The following is a 19,863-nucleotide window of genomic DNA, read 5'->3' on the forward strand; positions in this document are numbered from 1 at the left end:
ATAACCATTATGAATTCGGTGAATCCCCGCCAGTCTTTTATGGCGGGGATTTTGTTGCTTGACAGTGCGGTAGGTATTATGTATATTATTCACATGAAATTCGAAGAATTTGTTGAAGTTTGCCGCAGGTATTTTCCGGAATGCACAATCGAGACCGAGACTAATTATTTTCATACGTTTAAATATGCCCATATATTTGGCATTACAGGGAAAAAGCTGCCGCTGGAGTATTGCTATGATTTGCAAACGCTCACTATCTGGTTGAACCCTCCTTACGACGGAAAATATTACGCCGAACACACATCTGATATCGATGTCATGGTTTCGTGGATGACCAAATACAGATCGTATTTTGCCCCTGCCGTGAGCGAGGATTGCATGACAGTCAAGCAGCTTTGCGATATATTGAACACGGTTGTGAATGACGGTCATGGCGACGCATTTGTAATTGCCCGGAACGGTGATGAAACACCGTCCAAATCAATTACAGGTGGCAAGTATAAGGCTGGCAATATGCTTGCTGGCAATGCTGTCCCGAATTATTTCATTCTGGACATCGATAAATAACCATTTTTTGAAGAGGTCAATATGATCAAATATGTAGTGTTATCAGTCATTATCTTTGCTCTTACTGTTATGTGCACGTATGATGTTCTTGACCCTGTATGTGGGTTGGTTGGGGGTGCATTGTGTCTTGGGTGGATCGGAGCCTTAGTTTCCATTGATGAAGAAAAACAACATGACAAATCTAAGTCGGCATCGACCGACACTAGTAGTAAGCGAAAAACACTTTAGCTTTATTTTAGGAGTCGTGAAAGAATGCAGCTGAAAGTTTGTAAGTGCGATTGCCATGAAGATACCATCATGTACTGCATGGATCCGCTGTGTAATTGTTGCCCATTCAAGATGCGCCATTATATGCATCATGGCGTTATAGACAATCGTTACGATTCTGTGTTGAAAGAGTATGCCACAATGGTGGCTAAGGAAGCAGTCCGTCGATACCGGGAACGCAATAAGTACCTAGAAGTTGAGTTTGAAACGGATGAAAACGAACAAGGGCCGGTCAATGATTTCCATTCAGGTCCGTCATCGCACAGTCAATTCGGATTTGAACGATTCAATTCGGATGCGTAAAATAGGTTTGCTTTTAATATACTTTCAAGTATTCAATTTTCGGGTCATCCAGCGATATGGATGATCCGATTTGCATTTCAGCCTCATTACCGTACTTTGCTTGCATATAGGCCGTTTTGGGATACAGTATTGTACCTTCCTTGGCTATACCGGACAGGACTATATGCGCACCATCATGCCATACTGGATCTGGGGTAAACACACCATTCTTATATGCAATTTTAGCGAACGATGCAGCCACGTTTGGGTCCAGTGAATACGAGTTGTATTCTTTTCCTAAATTACCCAATACACGTATTAGGCCAGCATTGTCTAGATGTTCAAACTGGTTCCATACCGCTCTGGTAAATTTCAGTCCTCGGTATACACGGGACCCGGTATTCATATCAAGCCACTTATATATACGGTCTACGGTCATCTTGAAAAACGGGTCATCATCAATAATGTTCTGAATATCTTGATCGGACCACATATCAGCCTCCATGCCGTTCCTGTAGTCCATGTCAGGGGTCTTCTTCTGCAGATCACAGAAGCATGCCAAAACACCGAAAGCGATTGCATAGTAGCTGTTCCCGTAAGCATTGTTGAACCGTCGGGACCTGATATCGGACTTGATCTCATGTATGTCGGCCAGCGAGCCGGTTGTGCCCATGTCGTCGAAACACAATAAGTCCTGTATGTATTCATTATATTCCATACAACCAGTTTATACCCAGCTGAACGTGGCCTGTGCCGTTTTCAACGGGCTGCGGACGCATCGGATCGGGTTCATTGTAGTTCCCCTAAGACCAAACACATAGTTGAAATCATTCAGGTAGTTTCCAAATGCATCATGAATTATACAACGTTCATTACCTTCGGTCAGCATGGTAAAAACAGATGCCTTGTCTGGTAATGTAAAGAAAATGCCATTCATCATTGAAACCAGAACCGTTTTGTGCTTGTCTTCGTCGTACAAGGCGAAGTATTTTGCCAATTCTTCTATATCGTCTCTAGTAGGAAACCGCCACCCAAATGGTTTCAGTTCGTCTAACGGTCCGCCGTAGGTGACATTGTATTTCATCGTTTGGCGGGATACCAGCGTTGCCTTGTACACATCTCTATATGTCTGTGTGTCGCTATCTACTGATTCTGGGATAAAGCTAAGGTCGTCTATCATCCATTCATCGCCATTCGGAAGGATGATCGTGCTGTATGAGTGACGGTCCCTCCAGTCAGTGAATCCGCTGAAATGCAGATTGAATGGTTCTCCCATTACTAACGAATTGGCATACGCCTTGATAATCCCCTGTGGAAACTCCGTGTACAACAGTGGATTCAATTCAATATCCTCTTTGGATATTTTATCAGCCCGTACGGCGTTGATTCGATCGATGATGCGATCCAATAAATGCGTGTGGCATGCGGTACCTAATATGTCTTCAGCAAATGTGTTCATATAGCTAATATAGCATTTGATCTGGGTTTTGTAAACGATGGGTTGACAATAGCATCGGCATTTTTTAAAATTGTATGGCAAATACACAAATATCCGTAACGGCGAGGTCATGTATGCCCGAAAACGATATCCAATGGCAACTTGAGGTTTTAAAGTTTGAGTACGACCAGAAGGAAGCCGATATAAAGGCCAAGTATTCAACCAAAGTTAAATGTCATGGGCATGGTGAATATTATAGCGATTATGACATAGCTAGTGCATTAAATCATCAGGAATATGAAGAAAAACGACGAGAATTGCTTGGCCTCCCAAAAGAAGACGCATATCGACCCGTGCATATCCCGCTAATTCGCCGGGCGTTTCCTGAGTTTTTGACAAAGAATAACCGACCGCAAGATGCCATCCCTTTAGGGTGGCATATAGGTCGGCAATGTATGTAAAGAAAATATTACAATCTGTATGATGTAGAAATAATTATATTTTTGAGTAGAAAACATATAAACAATAGTTGAAGTCAAGAAATTAAGTCTTATGGAACCGATAAGAAGTGAAGATACAAAGGCCAAGATACGGGCAAGTATGTCCGCAACGAAGGCAAAACGGAAGACACAGGTCTGCCGTGTATTTGAACTCAAGGTATCCGTAAGGCACAATCCAAAGGAAGTGTTCCAGAAACTAGCCAATTGCTTTAAGGAAGCAAAGTGGGTAATCAACGATATGCTGTCCAAGTCCAAGGACAGTAGTATGTTTGATTACAAGTATACCGAGCATAAGGAAGTGACACACTTTGATAAGGACAGGAATGAGGTTGTATCAACCATTACCTTGCCATCCGTGTTGCACAGGGCGACTGTCGCCCAAAAGCTGACTGATATATGCAATCTTGCCAAGGCAAGGCAGTCTGGTAGAAAGATAGGTGCATTGAAGTATAAGAGACAGGTTAATTGTATCCCTATCATAACAGGCTTCACGAAGATTATAGATGGATGTAGGATAACCATCCCCGGATTTCGTAAGTTGCGAGTTCATGGGATTAACCAATTACATCAATTTGAAGAGTTTGAGATAGCGGATGCCAAGCTAATCCGTAAGGCATCTGGCTACTATGTTAAGATTAGCGTAATGCTGCCGAAGTCATCAAGGAACCCTACCAACCGAGAGGTCGGTCTTGATTTCGGTATAAAGGATTCCATAACGACATCGTTCGGTGACAAGTACAACTGCAATGTGCAAGAATCGGAGTACCTGAAGTTCCTGAGCAAAAAGCTGAATAGGAACAAGAAGCAGAAGGACTCCAAGCGTAGGTGGAGATGTAAGTGTCAGCTGGCTAGGGAATATGAACACTTGGCTAATGTTAGAACAGACATCGCCAACAAGATATACCATAGGCTAGTAACTGACTATGATGTTATATACTTTCAAGACGAGCAGATTAAGAACTGGCATAAGGGATGGTTTGGTAAACAAGTCCAGTCCTCTTGCCTTGGTTCACTGAAACAACGACTTGTTGCTCTTGAAGCAAGTGGGCGCAGTTTCAAAATATCAAAATGGGAACCAACTACCAAGCTGTGCCCTAACTGTGGGTGTATCAATCCGATTGGTTTGGGCACACGAACATATAAGTGTGATTGTGGGTATATCTTGGATAGGGATACCCACTCTGCCCGTGTAGTCTTGATGATTGGCTCATCCAAAAGAGCCGAGTGCTTGGAACAAGCCTCCGCTGAGGTAGCTACCTCTATGCATATTAGCACCGCTAGTAGCGCACAAGTTGCTCCGTCGAAGCGAAAAACAGAAGCTCTCACCCTTTAGGGTGGGGGTAGTTCACTGATCAAGAATTAACTAGGGCTATGGCCGTTGCCGGGTTTGTTAAAAGTGATGCATGTTTGGCGGAATGGTTTTTGCCGAATAAGCCGGCATTCCGATTATATAAGTCTCGTGCCGGTGATAAGGTTGAAGGCGTATTTTGTATGAATGTGGATGGTTCCTGTATTGAAGTGCTCACTTTTTGTTTTGACAATATTTCGACACTGGGTGAATCTGAGTTTTGTACCAAGCTTGTTGGGTTGACAGAATATGCCCGAAAACAAGTCGACTCCATTGCCGACCGAATTGCAAAAACGACAGCCAACATAAAAAAATTTGCCAAGCGGCATGGCATCAATACTTGTGATGAGTTGCCGTTTTAACCGCATCAACAATTTTCAAGGAATAAAATGACTGCCCAGAACCAATTTGTGAACATCAACATAGCCGACATTAAAAATGATGCCGAACTATGGGAACTCGTGCGAAAAGCTAGACATGAAATGTTTTCCATCAAGCATAAGCTGGAGTATTATAGCGGCATATGCAACTATGGATATAACTACACAAGTGACTTGTCTTCCGAAGATTTTGCTGCCCGTCAATACACCAAGTACAAGGAAATCTATGATGCGCTTGAAAAATTCACGAATGACGCCGTTGACACCTTGAAGCAACACAACTATAACCCACGAGCCAAGAAGCCATGAAACTTAATGATGGTGGTCCTGATCGGCTTTGTATGGACGATAACTCAAGAAATGTGAGGTAACTATGTCGACTAATAATTCTTCAAGTAGTGGAATACCAGTAACTGAAGTGATTGGAATTGTGATCGCCGTGATATTGTCATGGGGGATCAATCACAGCATTGGCTGGGCCATTCTGCATGGAATCCTTAGTTGGATCTATGTAATTTATTACGTGTTCGTATATACATTATAAAGGCTATGTCCCACGAAGTGTGGGTGAACTAAACATTGGCTAGGTGTTGATTCACCTAGCTAATGTGTGTTTTTATACAGTTTGTACTTGACGGCTGATACGTAAATATGTATATTTGGACGGTAAATTAGAGGTTTTATATGATTGAAATTCAGGGCAAGTACAATACTGCAAAGGTTTTCTGTGATATACCGGAATCCGCCGCATATGCTCAGATTTTGAATATGATGTGCCAGTGCTGGTCTGCCGATATGCAGGTAAGAATCATGCCGGACGTACATGCTGGTAAGGGTTGTACCGTGGGTACTACGATGACCATCAAGGATAAGATTGTCCCTAATCTGGTCGGTGTGGATGTAGGATGTGGCATGCTTGTTGCCAAGATCAAGGACCCGTTCATCGAATTCGGGAAGCTAGACAAGGTTATCCGTGAGAAAATCCCGTCCGGCAAGAACCATCGCAAGGATAAGCATCCGCTTGCACGCCAGTTCTCCCTAGATGACCTGATTGCTGATGTCAAGCCGGATGAACTGTTGTCCATCGGGTCGCTCGGCGGTGGAAACCATTTCATCGAGGTTGACCGTGATGACGATGGGTTTTTCTATGTCGTGATCCATTCCGGATCCCGTCACCTCGGCGTTGCTGTATGTGATTACTGGCAGCGCAAGGCTATTGAGGAGTGCAAGACTCGTACAGATGAGCGTGGTGCAATCATCGCTAAGCTGAAGTCCGAAGGCAGGGAAACCGAAATCGAACATGCGTTGCAGAATATTGAACATTTTTCAACGCCACCGGCATTGGCTTATCTGCAGGGTGAATCGTTTGATGGCTACTTGCACGACATGGCTATTGCACAGGAATTTGCCGTCCTGAACCGTGAGGCTATGATGAATGAAATAGTGAAGAATATGGGATTCCATGTAATCGATAAGTTCTGCACTATTCATAACTACATTGATCTGGACCGCATGATCTTGCGAAAGGGGTCGGTGTCTGCACAGGCTGGCGAGCGACTTATCATTCCGATGAATATGCGTGATGGCGCCCTAATCTGCGTTGGTAAGGGTAATCCGGACTGGAATTACTCTGCACCGCACGGAGCTGGCCGCATCATGTCTAGGTCAGTAGCTAAGGATACCGTTTCCATGGAAGAATACAAGAAGTCCATGGAAGGAATTTACACTACCTGCGTGAACGCCGGGACAAAGGATGAATCGCCTATGGCCTATAAGCCTATGCAGGAAATTATTGATAATATTGGCGATACCGTAGATATTGAAAAGATCATTAAGCCAGTGTACAATTTCAAGGCGGCATATTGATGAATACGATTGCGTCTATACGTCGTGACTGCTCGGTGAAGGGGTGGGATGGATATTCTGCCGACCCTATATCCGAGCAGGTTCTTGAAAATGCCGAGAAAATACAGGATGCGCTGCCATCAGGATTCGAATTGTTTGCAACTGGGCGGAATTCGGTTCAGTTTGAGCAAAATAAAACGATTTCAAGGGCATTTACTAATGTGATGACGGAAAAGTACATCGAGATTGAGGTGTTCTCTGATAAAGTTGTTGCATTACAGTCGGAAAAGAGCGATACACCTGATGGACTATATGTTCGTCGGGAAACCAGTGAAAGCATTACATTTAACGATCTTGATAAGTGTATCAAGTATCTTCCTGTATTGTTAATGTATTATTAAAATGTAAACCAAAGGGCAACGGCGATGGCGTTGAAATTCAGTGATCTGAAAGTTGGCGATACTGTATACGTGGATAATCCAGAAAGGTAGACATATGGATATCAAAGATGCCAAGAAAAAAGCCATAGATATGGTGTATGTAAAATTGAACACCGCATATTGTTACAATTGCCGTTTCCATAGTGAAATGAATGAAGATGAACAGAAAAATGAATATGGTTGTACTATGTGCGATGTATGTCATCGTAAAGAACAAAACTGGTCTATAAGCAAGGCGACTTGTGAACAAATTGTTAATGACTTGTTGAAAACTTTGGAGATTGAAGATGTGTGAATGCTGTGAACATCATAAGCCTATTCTTGAAAATGAAAATTCCGTACTTTTCATTTGTGATGGTCGTTTGATTCTTCAAGATAAGACCAAACCTAGTTTGGCTAGTGGCGAAATTAAACAATTGGTTGCTACAATTTGCTATGAATCCAAATGGATTAAGGTTAAATCTTGTCCAGTATGCGGTAAGGAGTTGAAGTAATGGGCATTTTTACGGATGAAGCATATTTTACACATGAGGAGTATTATGGCGTATTCTAGTTTTGACATTTACATGAAGCAGTATGAAAGCGTTGAAGCACAAAAAACTCTACTGCCCGGGCTTCCCATTTGCGTGCGTCTTGACGGGCGTGCATTTCATACGGTTACGAAGAAGTGCTTGAAGCCGTTTGATCCTCAGTTGCGTGAAGTCATGAACCGTGTGGTCGAGGACCTGATTGAAGAATGTGACGCAGTTCTCGGCTATACGCAATCAGATGAAATAACTCTTGTGCTGAAACCAATGAACAAGCTGGACGATTATTATTTTAAGGCTCGTATCCAGAAGTTGTGCAGCATGCTGGCGTCCGTTGCAAGTGTATCGTTTAATACCTTGGTCCGAAGCGATGAATTCAAAGATAACTTGGGTATGCGAATTACGAAGCAGGCATATTTTGACTGTCGTGTCTGGAATGTCCCGAATATGGCGTTTGCAGCTATGGTGTTTAGCTGGCGTCAGGCCGATTCGATCAAGAATAGTATCAGCATGGTTGCACAGTCGCATTTTTCCCATTCAGAATTGCTGTCAAAGAATAGTGATGAAAAGATTGACATGCTGGCGAATATTGGGGTATCATATCATTCGTATCCCGCCGAATATCGGCAGGGGGTGTTTGTTAAGCGAGTATTGGTAACTCGTAAATACACCGTAGACGAGCTTGAACAGTTGCCTGAAAAGCATGCCGCTAGACAGTGCCCTGACTTGATGGTAACTAGGTCTGAGTATCGAAGATTCGCTGGCGAAGAACTTAGGTCTATACAAAATCAGGCTGAATATTTGTTTGATGGTGCTGATCCGGTGTTTAGAGAATTGGATTATCGAGGCAAATATCAAGATAGCCAGACGCCAACACCATAGATGGCGCCGGTCAGCATAAATGTTCATGTAAAGCCGTAAAATAATACTTTTTATTTTGCGGCTAATATTGACAACAACTGTAAAAAGTGTTATATTTGGCTAAACACCTTAAATGGAGAATACATGAACATACAATCACTTAGCCGCTATGTTATGCATGGGCTCAAATTTACCCACACGCTCGGTCTTGATGGAAATCACGGTATCGGGAAAACGTCGTTCGTCAAATATACTATGCGTGATTTGATTGCAAAGAAGCATGGTCTCCCTATCGATCGTGTTCATGTGATTACCCGTTGTGTATCCATTATGGACCCTGCCGACTTGATTGGTAACTTTATTGAGTTCAATGGCCGTACATACAACTGTCCGCCGAACTGGATCCCTACAGCAAAGTGCTATGATGACATGATGGAAGAGCTCTTTGAGTCCAATGGCAGAAAGTACACTAGACTGACTAATTATGATGATATCTACATCCTGTTTCTCGACGAACGTAAGCGAGGCAACCCTATGGTTCAGGATGGTATCATGGAATTGTTGTTGGAACATACCCTGTTTGGTGCCCCGTTGCATGAAAAGACTTATGTAGTGTGCGCCGACAACGATAATATCGAAATTTATCACGGTACGAAGACTGATCCTGCTCAGGAAAGCCGTATCAAGTCAACCAAATTTTCCCCGACCAATTCGGAATTCCTCGCAGATTGGAATCGACGTGTAGAAGAGGGGACGATGCACAGTATTGTCCCGGAATTCCTTGATGCGCATAAAGAATGTATCTCGCTGCCGACTAATACGATCCGTGACATGTATATTGCCGGAAAGAAGCCGCCTTGCCCACGAGACTGGACTACGCTTGGTGAAGCGTTGAAAGATTTTGCATTGGAAGGCGATGATATCGTTAATGGTTCAGCGTCTTATTTGACTGACGTTGCCGCCATGCACGTTGGCCAGACATATGCCACCAAGTTTGCTGCATATTGTCTCAAGGAACGCCAATTCAAGGTGACTCCAGAGGACATCGTTGAAACATTTGAAGATGTCAGGGATAGTGTAGAAAAGGCTTTTGCCAAGGATCCGACATCTGCTGTTGGCGTTGTACGTGCATTAGTCCCATATATTACCGACATTACGCTTGACGATGAACAGGCACATAATGTGGCCGCATTCCTGCAGGTATGCCCGGGTGAAGCGGTTTCAGCCCTGTATTCCGAATGGAACAAGCTTAACAAGCATCAGTTTGCTGAATGGCAGAATACACCGTTGCGTTATAATGTATTTAACCGTGCGATTATGAATAATGTAGCCAAGGAACCGGGCAAGCAGTCTGCATATGAGAAGTGGTGCACGGCATTCTGCAAGCGTTATGATCTTAATGTAGATGACCTTAGCCGTGACGATATCAGAGTGCAGTAATGACTGATGAAGAATTCGAAAAAAGCTTTGACGGCACTATATGTCGCCTGATGATCAACTGTCCGTTGGTCTTCAATATGCTTGTCGGCATGGAAAAGATTGAAGACCCGCATATTGAAACGATGGGTGTATCTGTACGCAACGGCGCAGTGTCACTGCGATATAACAGGTCGTTTGTCGAACCGCTGGACGAGCGTGAGCGTAATTTCTGCCTCATGCATGAAATGATGCATGTCATGTTGCACCACTGTACGCATCGAAGGTCGGAAAACAAGGCCTATGCGTACATAGACAACGTTGCCATGGATTTGGCAATTAACTGCATGATACCAAATGACCAGTTTACCAATATGCCTGTGTTTAAGGAATCAAAGTTCGGTAAACGTGCTGGTGACCCGGCCGGTCTTCTCCCTAGCCAGTTTGACTTTCCTGAAAAACTGTCATATGAACAGTACAAGGATTTGCTTATCCGCAAATATGACCTGAATGACCCAAGCCAAGTTTCATTTATGGGTGATGACAGTGGCGGTAGTTCTGGCAATGGTACTGGCGATGGTAGCGGAAATGGTAATTCTAGTGGTTCTGGCGAAAATGGGGATGATATCGACGAAAACTGTGCATTAGGACAGATCACTAAAGGCCGTATTTCTGCTGATCATGGCGAAGAATATGACGAGGACCCGGTCCTCGATGATATCATAGCAGATATGATAGAAGAAGCTACCCGAAACAATACATGGGGTAACATCGGCTATGACGCAATCGAAATTGTCAAGGCTGCACAAGCTAGAACATTGAATTGGGGAAATCTCCTAAGGCTTTATGCGGGCGACTTTATTTCGCCGGACAAAACACCTACTAGGCGCCGCTGGAACAAACACTACGGAAAACCGTTCTTGGGGACCGTGACGAAATTCACTGAGCCGGTTGCGGTATACGTGGATACGTCTGGCAGTGTTGACATCGATTCACTTTCGAGGTTTGTATCGGAAATCGAACGCATTGCATATTACACTGGTGTATATTTGTGGAGTTTCGACACCACAGTTAAGGAACCTGACTCGAAGGTTGTTTTTACTCGTGGAGCTATCGGAGAGATTAAGTTCATTGGTCGTGGCGGAACCGATTTCGAAGACTGTTTTAATCATGCTCGTAAATATGGTTACAGTCAGCTTGTCATCATGACAGATGGGTTTGCATGTGATGTCGATCCTAAATCGGCTGACGGGATGGATGTGGTATGGGTTATTACCAAGAATGGCAATCCGATTGGGAAACCCGGACGTGTTGTGGAGATGACATAATATGTCAACCGATATTGATCTTTGTATTGGCGAAATTGCAGGGTTGAAGGATAGATCTATAATAATCCCATACGGCGATATTAGCTTAAATCCGTTGAAATATGCTGGATGCGAGGTGCCGATTGTTGCCGACTACGCCAATTCATTGATCAATGGCACGGAGTTTCCAGAGAAAGGGTCGTTTGTTGATCCACGGAATAATGTTACGTACAGGACTGTACGGTACGAAAATATGGAAATAATGGTAGACACGCTGTATTTCCCGATTGATTACGATTCGTTCTCCGTCAATAATGGGATATGCGACGTAATGTATTATTCCCGTATTACAGATACGCTTGCGCCGGAGGGATGGCATGTAATGCGTTATTCTGAACTTACTTGGATATCCAATTATTTTGGTGGCCCGCTTTGCGCCGGGAAATATATGAAAGTAGGTAAATATGACCTCGGGCTGTCGTTTGTCCCGTTTGGAAGTCTTGAAGTTGAATCTGGCCAAATCAATGATCTTCAACGGAATGCATACTGCTTGCTCGAAAACAATAGTACCGTATTATGGCTAACCAAGTTTGATAACAATGTTCGTACTGGGTCAGTAAATGGTCCAAGCCCAGTACTGGCATTTCCAGTCAGATGCGTCCGTGATTAAGACTATTCAAACATGCTTTTAAAAAATGCCTGCATGAATTCCTTCATCGCATCGTAAGTGAACGTTAGGCCTTCTTGCTCATTAAGGCAGATTACCTTCTTATGCAATGCTGCATCCAGCATTGCTTTTTTACTAGTCCCATCACCAAGTACGATATATGTGGCATTGTTGTGCAGGTCATATGAATAAAATTTTCCGGTACCAAGCTGAATGTGTCTAAACATCCAGTGTGTGACGTTTTTGGGTTGCCTGAATCTAGAATCCATTAGGGCGCACCAAAGTTCATCAGGGTATTTTAGCCATGTGTCAATCCACGTTTTCTTATTGTATGCAATGGGAAAATGGAAGTCGGCATATCCCGTGTTCTTGTGATGAATGCGGTTGGCAATACGCTGGTTATTCTGCTGAGTAGTGTCGAACAGCCCGCCTTTAAGCCAGTTGTGCTTCGGTATCGCAAAATCAACCGGAAGGTTGTCCACAAAGAAATCGGTTTCCTTGGTTGGCTGCACGACATAAAAATCATCATTGAACAGGATGAAGTTTGACGCTAGACCCGGTATCATATGGAAGAACATTTCGATCACATTCGAATTAAATGTTGGTAGGAATGGTTTGGGTATATAGTCTTCATGATATACGATACGGACTTTTTCACTGATCGTATCCATCCATGGTTCTTTTTGCGTCGGCGAAGCAAGTACGATTATGATATTGCGGACCCATGGACAGAACTTTATCATGCCCATGATCGTATATTTAAAAACGCCGAAGTCCCTGTATCGGCATTCGGCAGCAACACCGGCATCAATGCGGTGCCAGTGTTCGTACTGTTTTTTCCAAGCGGCGTCATTGGGATTTACCCATGGCACCACTATATCGATTGGAGAGTTCATTATGTATCCTTGGTTAACTCGCCTTTAGCTCTAAGTATTTTCGCCGGTTTTGGTGGTTACAGTATGAGAGTGATCCTTATTTGTAATACTTGCCGACGTATGGAAGTACCATATAATAAATTTCTTCTTCGGTAAGATTGTGATTCTTTACGAATGCATCAAATTCATCCTGAACCGCCTTTGATGGGCCGTATAGCTGCGTCTCATTGTATGTGTTAAATCCGTCTGAAGTAAATGATGGTGTATCAGACGCTTGTTCACAGATCGTATAGGCAGTTTTTACGGCTTCGCATAACTGTTGCGTGCCAGTGTTTTTAGCGATTTGATCCAGAGTATTAAAAAACATTTGTTGTTTGTTCATTTTATCGCCCATAGTTTTAAAATAGTTTATATCATGGTATTGACAAATTGACGGGTTAAAGCTATTTTAACGTCATGGTTACATATTATAATTTTACTCATGTCGATCGACGGTGGTGTATTGCTGTTGAATCAATGACGAGTACATTTGTCGTGTTCAGAAAGCGGCTGTTCGGACTTATCAAAAACCCTGTTGCACGATTTCAGACGATTGCGACGGCTGAATTATTTGTTATATTCATGAATGATCCGCTGTTTGCGTTTAGATCGCAGGGTTGCACTGACGGTTCTAAAAAATATCTGAAGACAATACTGAACGTAATCGCAACTGATATGTATGATTTACTATGAGGTTTCTATGAAAGGATGTAGAGAATCTAAACCCGGTGTAATTTTCTTCGATGACACAATGACGATGGACCGCATTGAGTACAAATACAAGTATCGAACTACTGTATGGAAGGAAGATGTGCGTAAACTTGCTGCCGCATATGAGGCCCGTATCAGCGCACTCGAATCGGCACTCGCTGCGAAGGAATCGGGTGTGGTTGGCAGTAAATAATATTTTTCAATTAAATGAAATGGGGCTTAGTATGTCTAAAGAAGTTAATCTCATTGTCCTTGCAAAAGAATCCTCTATGGAAGATGCGTGTATACAAACGCACTTTAATGTTCATTGTGACTTGTTATTTGATAAGTGTATGTGTCAAGTTGCTTGCTTTGAAGATGAATCCCAAATTAGACACGTTCAGAAGTTTGGCGAAGCCAATGGCTATGTTGTCTTTGACGATTCTTTTAAAAAGTATAGGTTGAAATTAACCTTGGAAGAATACGAGGAATAAGTGGATACATGGTACAGAAAGCATGGAAAACTAACTCAACTACCCCAAGTCGTTAAAAATTTTAAATTTTTGTTGACAAATCCGGTCAAAAAACGTATTTTTACTAACGACGCAGGCGTAACAGCCTAACATTCACTAAAACAAAGGACTAAAGATGTCTATTATCGCTTCTATTTTCAAGAAAATCCTTGGACTCTTCAAGTGGGGTGCCATCAAGGTTGACTCTGGTATCGACAAACTCTATGACGCTCAGAAACGTCTTGAAGTTGTCAAATACGAAACGCTCGCTGCTCTCGATAAGCAGGAAGCTAACGCAAAGAAGATCCATGCAAGTAAGCTGGCGCTCGAAGATGAATTGAGCCAAGCCGAAAAGAACCTTACCCGATTCCAGACTCAGGTGTCTTGCCTGAAGAATCAGCTGATCGAAAAGGGTGTCGACTGGACCACCAATGACGACCTGCTTGATGCCGGCCGCAACGCACAGGAACAGGCAAACTTTGTTGCTACCCTGAAGGAACAGAAGGCTGCAATGGAAGAAATGTGCAAACGTGTTGACAAGATGCTGTCCAAGCTCAAGTCGAACCGTCGCCTCATCGAAACCAAGGCAACTATTCTTTCTTCCAAGATCAATTTCTACAAGAACCTTCAGGCTATCGATGAAAATGGCAATATCGATATCGATCATGTATTTGGCGACATCGACACCGCTGTCAAGAACATGGAATATGATAGCAAGGCTTCCGCACACGTCAACGCTATCGTGAATGGCCAGAGCTCTGCTGAAGTCATGGCTTCCAATGCCGATGTTCTCAGTTACATCGACGGTTTGAAGTAATCCTGAACGAGTTGTGTTATGGAGACGAATCCCGGGGATGCCCCCGGGATTTTGTTTTGGAGAATGTATGTCGACATTTTGCTTGATTGTTGCTGGTATACTTACGCTAGACATGCTGCTTAGCCGTCTATTTAGACGTATAAAGCGTCTTACCCCGTATTTACTAGTGTGCGCCGTTGCCATAATCGTTATATCCATATCGAATAACGTGCATATCCCGCATGTAAAAATTCCGTCGGTCATTGAAACCGTACGGCATATCCCGTTAATCCCTACTAGCCAGATGGACGTTCAGTATAACGTCAAGCCGGGCGTTAACCTAAAAACGTTGAATAATAAGTTGCGTGCATCTATTCCTAAGATTGTCAGTGCGTATCAGGCCGAACTAGGCGCAACTTATATACCGACTATTACAAGCGGCGATGACTATGACCGGCACAAGCCGAATTCGGCTCATTATCGTGGCCGGGCATTGGACTTTAGGCTGAATGACATTCATGCCGCCCGGCGCCGACATGCAATTTATAATCGGGTCAAAAAATATTTAGGCAATGATTTCATTGTTATTCACGAAAGCCCCGGCTTGGTGAATGAACACTTACATGTTCAGTTAAAATGACTTGCCGATCATAACCATATTTTGTATATTTGTTGCCATGCAAGTTAGTCTGAAATATAGTATAGGCGATAAAGTCATTTTTTCCCAGCGTGAATATACGATTGACGCTTGGAAAATTGATGTAAAAAGTACAGGGATTGAAATCAAGTATTTATTCCATGCGTACTTAGATCCGGTTGTATCATATCATCAGGAAATATCGGAAAAATATTTGACCGAATCGGCAAGTGAACCGCACCCCTGTACGGTTGATCTTGATTTCACAGATTCTAACGGTATTGAAATAGGGTTAGGCGATTTTGTGTTTTGCAATATGGTGTCGCATCGATTAAACGGTGAAAAATATATTGCGTGGAATGATCTTACTTTTGCGTATTATGGTACAGTATTATCGTTTTGTTTCGAATTTAATAACGGTTGGGATTATATAATGCGTAGTGCATGGGTAAGCCGTGTCGGACCGTCGGTCGGGCCAAATGGGTCTCCGTACCGGGACGGGCGCCGGGAAGACCGTGTCGGTAAAGAAATACTGGTATCGATGATAAAGTCACCTATTACCGATAATCTCGCTCAAATGTATGTAGATAGTTTTGTCGGCAGTAATGATGACCGTATCAGGTTCATTAACAACAGCGACAGTTACTGGGATGCAAAACTGATTTTACGAACAGCTGGTGTATATGATGAGGTTGTTGAGAGGCTAAGTAAGATTGCTGCACAGGCTAGTAATAAAAAAACTAAAACCTCCCGCAAAAAAGTTGACAAAACTGCCAACAAAATCGAAAAATTGAAGGCGCTTGTCGATGAATTGGCTAAGCGTTCCGGTGTAACGATAAATTACAGGACTATGAAAATTATCGAATAATAACGTCAACTACCAGCACAATAAGTTTGCACCTGATCGGTCGAAAGAACAACTAATTGATCCAGAAAATAATTTTTTCTAAAATATGTCTTGACAGCGGTGCAGCAAGTTTTTATATTCACACATGCGGGAAACTCCCGTCTAATTTCATATCACAAAAGGTTAACAATATGAACAAGAAAAAAGGTTTGACTAGTGACGAAGTCTTGGTAAGCAAGGCTAACCATGGTCAAAATATCATTCCCGACTCCGAACCGACAACCTTCTGGGCCGAATTTAAGGAATCCTTTGGCGATCCGATGATCCGAATCCTGCTGGCGATTGCAGGCTTGATGATCGGTCTCTGGGGAGCGTCCAAGGTCTTCCCGCAGGCTGGTATTGAACAGGGTATCTATGAACCGATCGGCACCCTTGTTGCCGTATTCTTGGTTGCAACAATTTCAGCAAAGACGGCCGTGTCTTCCGATGGTAAGTATCGAGACCTGAAGAGCCGTACCAAGAAGGATACCGCAAAGGTTTGGCGTGACGGCGAATACATCGAATTGCCGTTCGAAGAAATTGTAGTAGGTGATGTAGTTCACCTGCAATCCGGCGATAAAATCCCTGCCGACGGCGTCCTTGTTGAAGGTTCACTCCGTGTTGACAACTCTGCACTCAATGGCGAAGCTGATGAATGCAAGAAGGAAGGTGATCCGAATGCCAAGTTGCCTGAACAGATGTCCGGTGACATGTTCGTTGACAAGTCTTCTCTGTTCCGTGGAGCGATTGTGTATGACGGCGATGGCGAAATGGTCATCCAGCGTGTCGGCCTTCAGACTATGATGGGCAAGATGGCAGAAGAAATGGCTGGTGATGAAGTTGACTCGCCGTTGAAGGTGAAGCTGGCTAAGCTTGCTGGACAAATTTCAATCTTCGGATATGTGTCCGCTGCTTTGATCGTTGTGCTTTACTTTGCTATGGGCGTGGTGAACGCTGGTGGCTTTGGTGAGTTCTTCGATCTTGGATGGCAGCATGTACTGAATACTTTCATCAATGCTGCTGATCTGGCTATCCTGATCGTTGTCTGCGCAGTACCTGAAGGTCTTCCTCTGATGATTTCTCTGGTTCTTATGCAGAACACATCCAAAATGCTTGACCACAATGTGCTCGTACGTAAGGCACAGGGTATCGAGACCGCAGGTTCTCTGAATATCCTGTACTCCGACAAGACTGGTACAATTACTAAGGGTAACCTTGAAGTAGTAGAACTGTTTAGCGGTGACGGTAAATCTACCGGAATGAGCAATGATCTCGGCGCTTGCCTTGCAAACAACACTCAGGCATCGTTTGATCGCATGGGTAAGGTTCTTGGTGGTAATGCAACCGAACAGGCTCTGATGAAGTTCTTGAATGCAGATCGTTTCCACGAATTTGCTGCCCAGACCGTAAAGTTCCAAGGTTTCAACTCTGCCAATAAGTTCTCTCAGGTTCAGCTTGCTAACGGCCGTACCTATTACAAGGGTGCGCCTGAAAAGTTGATTTCCAAGTGTTCTCGCTTTGTCGACATCAATGGTGTAATCCATGATATTGACGCTACGGCACTTAACGACAAGATTACCGAAATGGCTAAGAAGGCTATGCGAATGCTTGCTTTCGCCTATGCGGAAAAAGATCTCGTCGAAGACTCCATCCATGACGATCTCGTACTGATTGCAGTAGCTGCAATCCGTGATGATGTTCGTCCAGAAGCCCGTGATGCAATCGCTGCAGTAAACCGTGCAGGAATTCAGGTTGTGATGATCACCGGCGACCGAATCGAAACCGCTCGTGCAATCGCAGTTGACGCAGGCCTCGTAACCAGCGAAAACGACATTGTACTTACCTCTTCCGACCTTAACGCAATGAGCGACGATGACGTTAAGGCAATTATCCCAAAGATCCGTGTTATCGCACGAGCTCTTCCTACCGACAAGTCCCGTATGGTCCGCTTGTCACAGGAACTGGGCCTTGTGTGCGGTATGACTGGTGACGGTGTGAATGATTCCCCGGCCTTGAAGCGTGCAGACGTTGGCTTTGCCATGGGTAGCGGTACTGAAGCTGCCAAGGAAGCTGGCGATCTGGTTATCCTTGATGACAATTTCCGTTCTATCAAGAACGCTGTTCTGTTCGGCCGTACGATTTTCCACAACATCATCAAGTTTGTCAAGTTCCAGCTGACCATTAACGTGGCTGCAGTTGGTGTAACACTGCTCGCACCGGTATTCGGTGTCGAAGCTCCATTGACTGTCGTTCACCTCCTGTTTGTGAACCTCGTGATGGATGGCCTTGGATCTATGATGCTTGGTTCCGAACCCGCATTGGATTCCTATATGACTGAAAAGCCCCGTAACCGTGACGATTCTATCATTGACAAGTCCATGATTGGTTCTGTGATTGTTCCGGCTGTGTGGATTATTGCACTCGGATTTGTATTCCTGAAGCTCCCGATTTTCACTGGTCTCTTTGAAAGTACAACGCAGATGAATACCGCATTCTTTGCATTCTTTATCTGGGCTGCCTTGTGGAATGGGTTCAATGTCCGTTCCGACAAGTTCAAGATTTTCTCCGGTCTTAGGGAAAATCCGGGATTCCTGAAGGTTCTCTTTACCATCGCAATTGTGCAGGCTCTGATCATCAATATCGGCTCGTTTGACAACTCTGTTTGCCAGACAATCTCAAAGATGTTCAGTTGTGTGCCGTTCGGTGGAATTGAATGGCTGATTATCGCTGCATTGTCATTCACAATCATCCCTATTGCATCCATTGCAAAGCTTTTTAATAAGTAACAGGGATAACTAGGTGCCGGGACGGCCGGCACCTTTTTTCTTACAAAGGTAACGTATGATTAATTTGCAAAAGAATCAGGTTATCGATCTCGCCAAGAGCGATGACTCGAATAAGCTTGAAGACATCACTGTCGGAATGGGTTGGCTGATTGCATCGCAGTCAAAGAACGCCACATCTACCATTACCAAATCTAGACCTGCGCCGGGCTTCATGAATAAGCTCCGTGGTTGGTTCGGGCTTGAACAGACCATGGAAACTTACACAGAAACCGTTACGGTTGAAAAAAGCCAGTTTGAATACGATCTGGATGCGTCCTGTGTCGAACTCAAGGAAAATGGTACGCTGTTTGGATCCTGCATGGAATACAGCACTGTTTACTTTGGCCGTAAGAATGGTACCGGAATTACGCATGGTGGCGACTGTCTGGTCGGTGGGGATGGCGATTCTGATGATGAAACCATCAAGATCAACCTGAATGTTGTCAATGCGCCACGCATTGTCGTATTCATGAACATTTACAAGGCGTCTTCCCGTAGACAGTCGTTTGCCAATCTCGACAAGGCTTACATCCGCATCTACAATACAAAGAATGGCAAGGAAATTTGTCGTTACAACATTGCAGATGATCTGGACCAGACCGCTACTGCCTTGGTGCTTGGCGAATTGTACAAGTCCGGCTCTGAATGGAAATTCAAGGCTATTGGTCAGTGCATGAAGGCTGACTATGTGTCTGACGCCGTGTCCTACATTGTCAAGTCCAATAAAAAATGGAAATAATTCATTTTAGGTCTTGACA

24 protein-coding genes are annotated in these 19,863 nt (G+C 43.8%); 20 read left to right on the forward strand and 4 right to left on the reverse strand.

The annotated features are described in order from the left end of the window. Positions 1 to 9: 9 nt before the first annotated feature. The gene (locus MJZ25_08890; GenBank protein MCQ2124282.1) at positions 10 to 567 is read left to right on the forward strand and encodes a hypothetical protein; all 558 of its coding nucleotides are present in this window, start codon (positions 10 to 12) and stop codon (positions 565 to 567) included. A 252-nt stretch (positions 568 to 819) separates the two neighbouring features. Further along, positions 820 to 1,137 (forward strand): hypothetical protein, encoded by a 318-nt coding sequence (locus MJZ25_08895; GenBank protein ID MCQ2124283.1) that lies wholly within the window; start codon positions 820 to 822, stop codon positions 1,135 to 1,137. A gap of 13 nt (positions 1,138 to 1,150) precedes the next feature. Here the strand turns inward: MJZ25_08895 and MJZ25_08900 are convergent, their stop codons facing one another. Both MJZ25_08900 and MJZ25_08905 read right to left on the reverse strand, forming a co-directional pair. Continuing rightward, positions 1,151 to 1,834 carry a hypothetical protein gene (locus MJZ25_08900; protein MCQ2124284.1) on the reverse strand — a complete coding sequence of 228 codons (684 nt, stop codon included), beginning with the start codon at positions 1,832 to 1,834 and terminating at the stop codon, positions 1,151 to 1,153. Between the two features lie 9 nt (positions 1,835 to 1,843). Continuing rightward, positions 1,844 to 2,575 (reverse strand): hypothetical protein, encoded by a 732-nt coding sequence (locus MJZ25_08905; GenBank protein MCQ2124285.1) that lies wholly within the window; start codon positions 2,573 to 2,575, stop codon positions 1,844 to 1,846. A gap of 113 nt (positions 2,576 to 2,688) precedes the next feature. Between MJZ25_08905 and MJZ25_08910 the strand changes: the two genes are divergently transcribed. The 11 genes from MJZ25_08910 to MJZ25_08960 all read left to right on the forward strand — a co-directional run bounded on the left by MJZ25_08910 (position 2,689) and on the right by MJZ25_08960 (position 11,848). Then, positions 2,689 to 3,015, forward strand: a complete 327-nt coding sequence (locus MJZ25_08910) for a hypothetical protein (GenBank protein MCQ2124286.1) — start codon at positions 2,689 to 2,691, stop codon at positions 3,013 to 3,015. 91 nt (positions 3,016 to 3,106) lie between these two features. Next, a complete protein-coding gene (locus MJZ25_08915) occupies positions 3,107 to 4,387 on the forward strand; it encodes a transposase (protein MCQ2124287.1) in 1,281 nt (426 codons plus the stop codon). Between the two features lie 38 nt (positions 4,388 to 4,425). Continuing rightward, entirely contained in the window at positions 4,426 to 4,764 is a 339-nt protein-coding gene (locus MJZ25_08920) for a hypothetical protein (GenBank protein MCQ2124288.1), read from the forward strand. 27 nt (positions 4,765 to 4,791) lie between these two features. Next, positions 4,792 to 5,091, forward strand: coding sequence for a hypothetical protein (locus MJZ25_08925; GenBank protein MCQ2124289.1), 300 nt, complete (start codon positions 4,792 to 4,794; stop codon positions 5,089 to 5,091). Between the two features lie 375 nt (positions 5,092 to 5,466). Continuing rightward, positions 5,467 to 6,648: an RtcB family protein gene (locus tag MJZ25_08930; protein MCQ2124290.1), complete on the forward strand. Its 1,182-nt coding sequence runs from the start codon at positions 5,467 to 5,469 to the stop codon at positions 6,646 to 6,648. Beyond that, complete coding sequence (locus MJZ25_08935) at positions 6,648 to 7,028, forward strand: hypothetical protein (GenBank protein MCQ2124291.1); 381 nt, start codon at positions 6,648 to 6,650, stop codon at positions 7,026 to 7,028. The genes MJZ25_08930 and MJZ25_08935 overlap by 1 nt, the downstream gene beginning before the upstream one ends. Positions 7,029 to 7,122: 94 nt before the next feature. Continuing rightward, on the forward strand, positions 7,123 to 7,362 hold the full coding sequence (locus MJZ25_08940; GenBank protein ID MCQ2124292.1) for a hypothetical protein: 240 nt from the start codon (positions 7,123 to 7,125) through the stop codon (positions 7,360 to 7,362). Between the two features lie 271 nt (positions 7,363 to 7,633). Then, entirely contained in the window at positions 7,634 to 8,476 is an 843-nt protein-coding gene (locus MJZ25_08945) for a tRNA(His) guanylyltransferase Thg1 family protein (protein ID MCQ2124293.1), read from the forward strand. Positions 8,477 to 8,599: 123 nt separating this feature from the next. Further along, a complete protein-coding gene (locus tag MJZ25_08950; GenBank protein ID MCQ2124294.1) occupies positions 8,600 to 9,895 on the forward strand; it encodes a hypothetical protein in 1,296 nt (431 codons plus the stop codon). Next, complete coding sequence (locus MJZ25_08955; GenBank protein MCQ2124295.1) at positions 9,895 to 11,199, forward strand: VWA-like domain-containing protein; 1,305 nt, start codon at positions 9,895 to 9,897, stop codon at positions 11,197 to 11,199. Before MJZ25_08950 ends, MJZ25_08955 begins: the two co-directional genes overlap by 1 nt. A gap of 1 nt (position 11,200) precedes the next feature. Next, positions 11,201 to 11,848, forward strand: coding sequence for a hypothetical protein (locus MJZ25_08960; GenBank protein ID MCQ2124296.1), 648 nt, complete (start codon positions 11,201 to 11,203; stop codon positions 11,846 to 11,848). Positions 11,849 to 11,850: 2 nt separating this feature from the next. Here the strand turns inward: MJZ25_08960 and MJZ25_08965 are convergent, their stop codons facing one another. Further along, a complete protein-coding gene (locus MJZ25_08965; GenBank protein MCQ2124297.1) occupies positions 11,851 to 12,741 on the reverse strand; it encodes a Stealth CR1 domain-containing protein in 891 nt (296 codons plus the stop codon). 76 nt (positions 12,742 to 12,817) lie between these two features. Next, positions 12,818 to 13,114, reverse strand: a complete 297-nt coding sequence (locus MJZ25_08970) for a hypothetical protein (protein ID MCQ2124298.1) — start codon at positions 13,112 to 13,114, stop codon at positions 12,818 to 12,820. A 345-nt stretch (positions 13,115 to 13,459) separates the two neighbouring features. Between MJZ25_08970 and MJZ25_08975 the strand changes: the two genes are divergently transcribed. From MJZ25_08975 to MJZ25_09005, 7 genes are all read left to right on the forward strand, one after another. After that, positions 13,460 to 13,663 (forward strand): hypothetical protein, encoded by a 204-nt coding sequence (locus MJZ25_08975; GenBank protein MCQ2124299.1) that lies wholly within the window; start codon positions 13,460 to 13,462, stop codon positions 13,661 to 13,663. 31 nt (positions 13,664 to 13,694) lie between these two features. Continuing rightward, complete coding sequence (locus MJZ25_08980; protein MCQ2124300.1) at positions 13,695 to 13,943, forward strand: hypothetical protein; 249 nt, start codon at positions 13,695 to 13,697, stop codon at positions 13,941 to 13,943. Positions 13,944 to 14,097: 154 nt separating this feature from the next. Beyond that, the gene (locus MJZ25_08985; GenBank protein MCQ2124301.1) at positions 14,098 to 14,778 is read left to right on the forward strand and encodes a hypothetical protein; all 681 of its coding nucleotides are present in this window, start codon (positions 14,098 to 14,100) and stop codon (positions 14,776 to 14,778) included. A gap of 112 nt (positions 14,779 to 14,890) precedes the next feature. Next, entirely contained in the window at positions 14,891 to 15,397 is a 507-nt protein-coding gene (locus tag MJZ25_08990; protein MCQ2124302.1) for a hypothetical protein, read from the forward strand. A gap of 37 nt (positions 15,398 to 15,434) precedes the next feature. Continuing rightward, the gene (locus tag MJZ25_08995; GenBank protein ID MCQ2124303.1) at positions 15,435 to 16,262 is read left to right on the forward strand and encodes a hypothetical protein; all 828 of its coding nucleotides are present in this window, start codon (positions 15,435 to 15,437) and stop codon (positions 16,260 to 16,262) included. Positions 16,263 to 16,432: 170 nt separating this feature from the next. Then, positions 16,433 to 19,066, forward strand: coding sequence for a calcium-translocating P-type ATPase, PMCA-type (locus MJZ25_09000; protein ID MCQ2124304.1), 2,634 nt, complete (start codon positions 16,433 to 16,435; stop codon positions 19,064 to 19,066). A gap of 55 nt (positions 19,067 to 19,121) precedes the next feature. Next, on the forward strand, positions 19,122 to 19,844 hold the full coding sequence (locus MJZ25_09005; GenBank protein MCQ2124305.1) for a TerD family protein: 723 nt from the start codon (positions 19,122 to 19,124) through the stop codon (positions 19,842 to 19,844). Positions 19,845 to 19,863: the final 19 nt, after the last annotated feature.

It is taken from the genome of Fibrobacter sp. (assembly GCA_024399065.1).
GTDB lineage: Bacteria > Fibrobacterota > Fibrobacteria > Fibrobacterales > Fibrobacteraceae > Fibrobacter.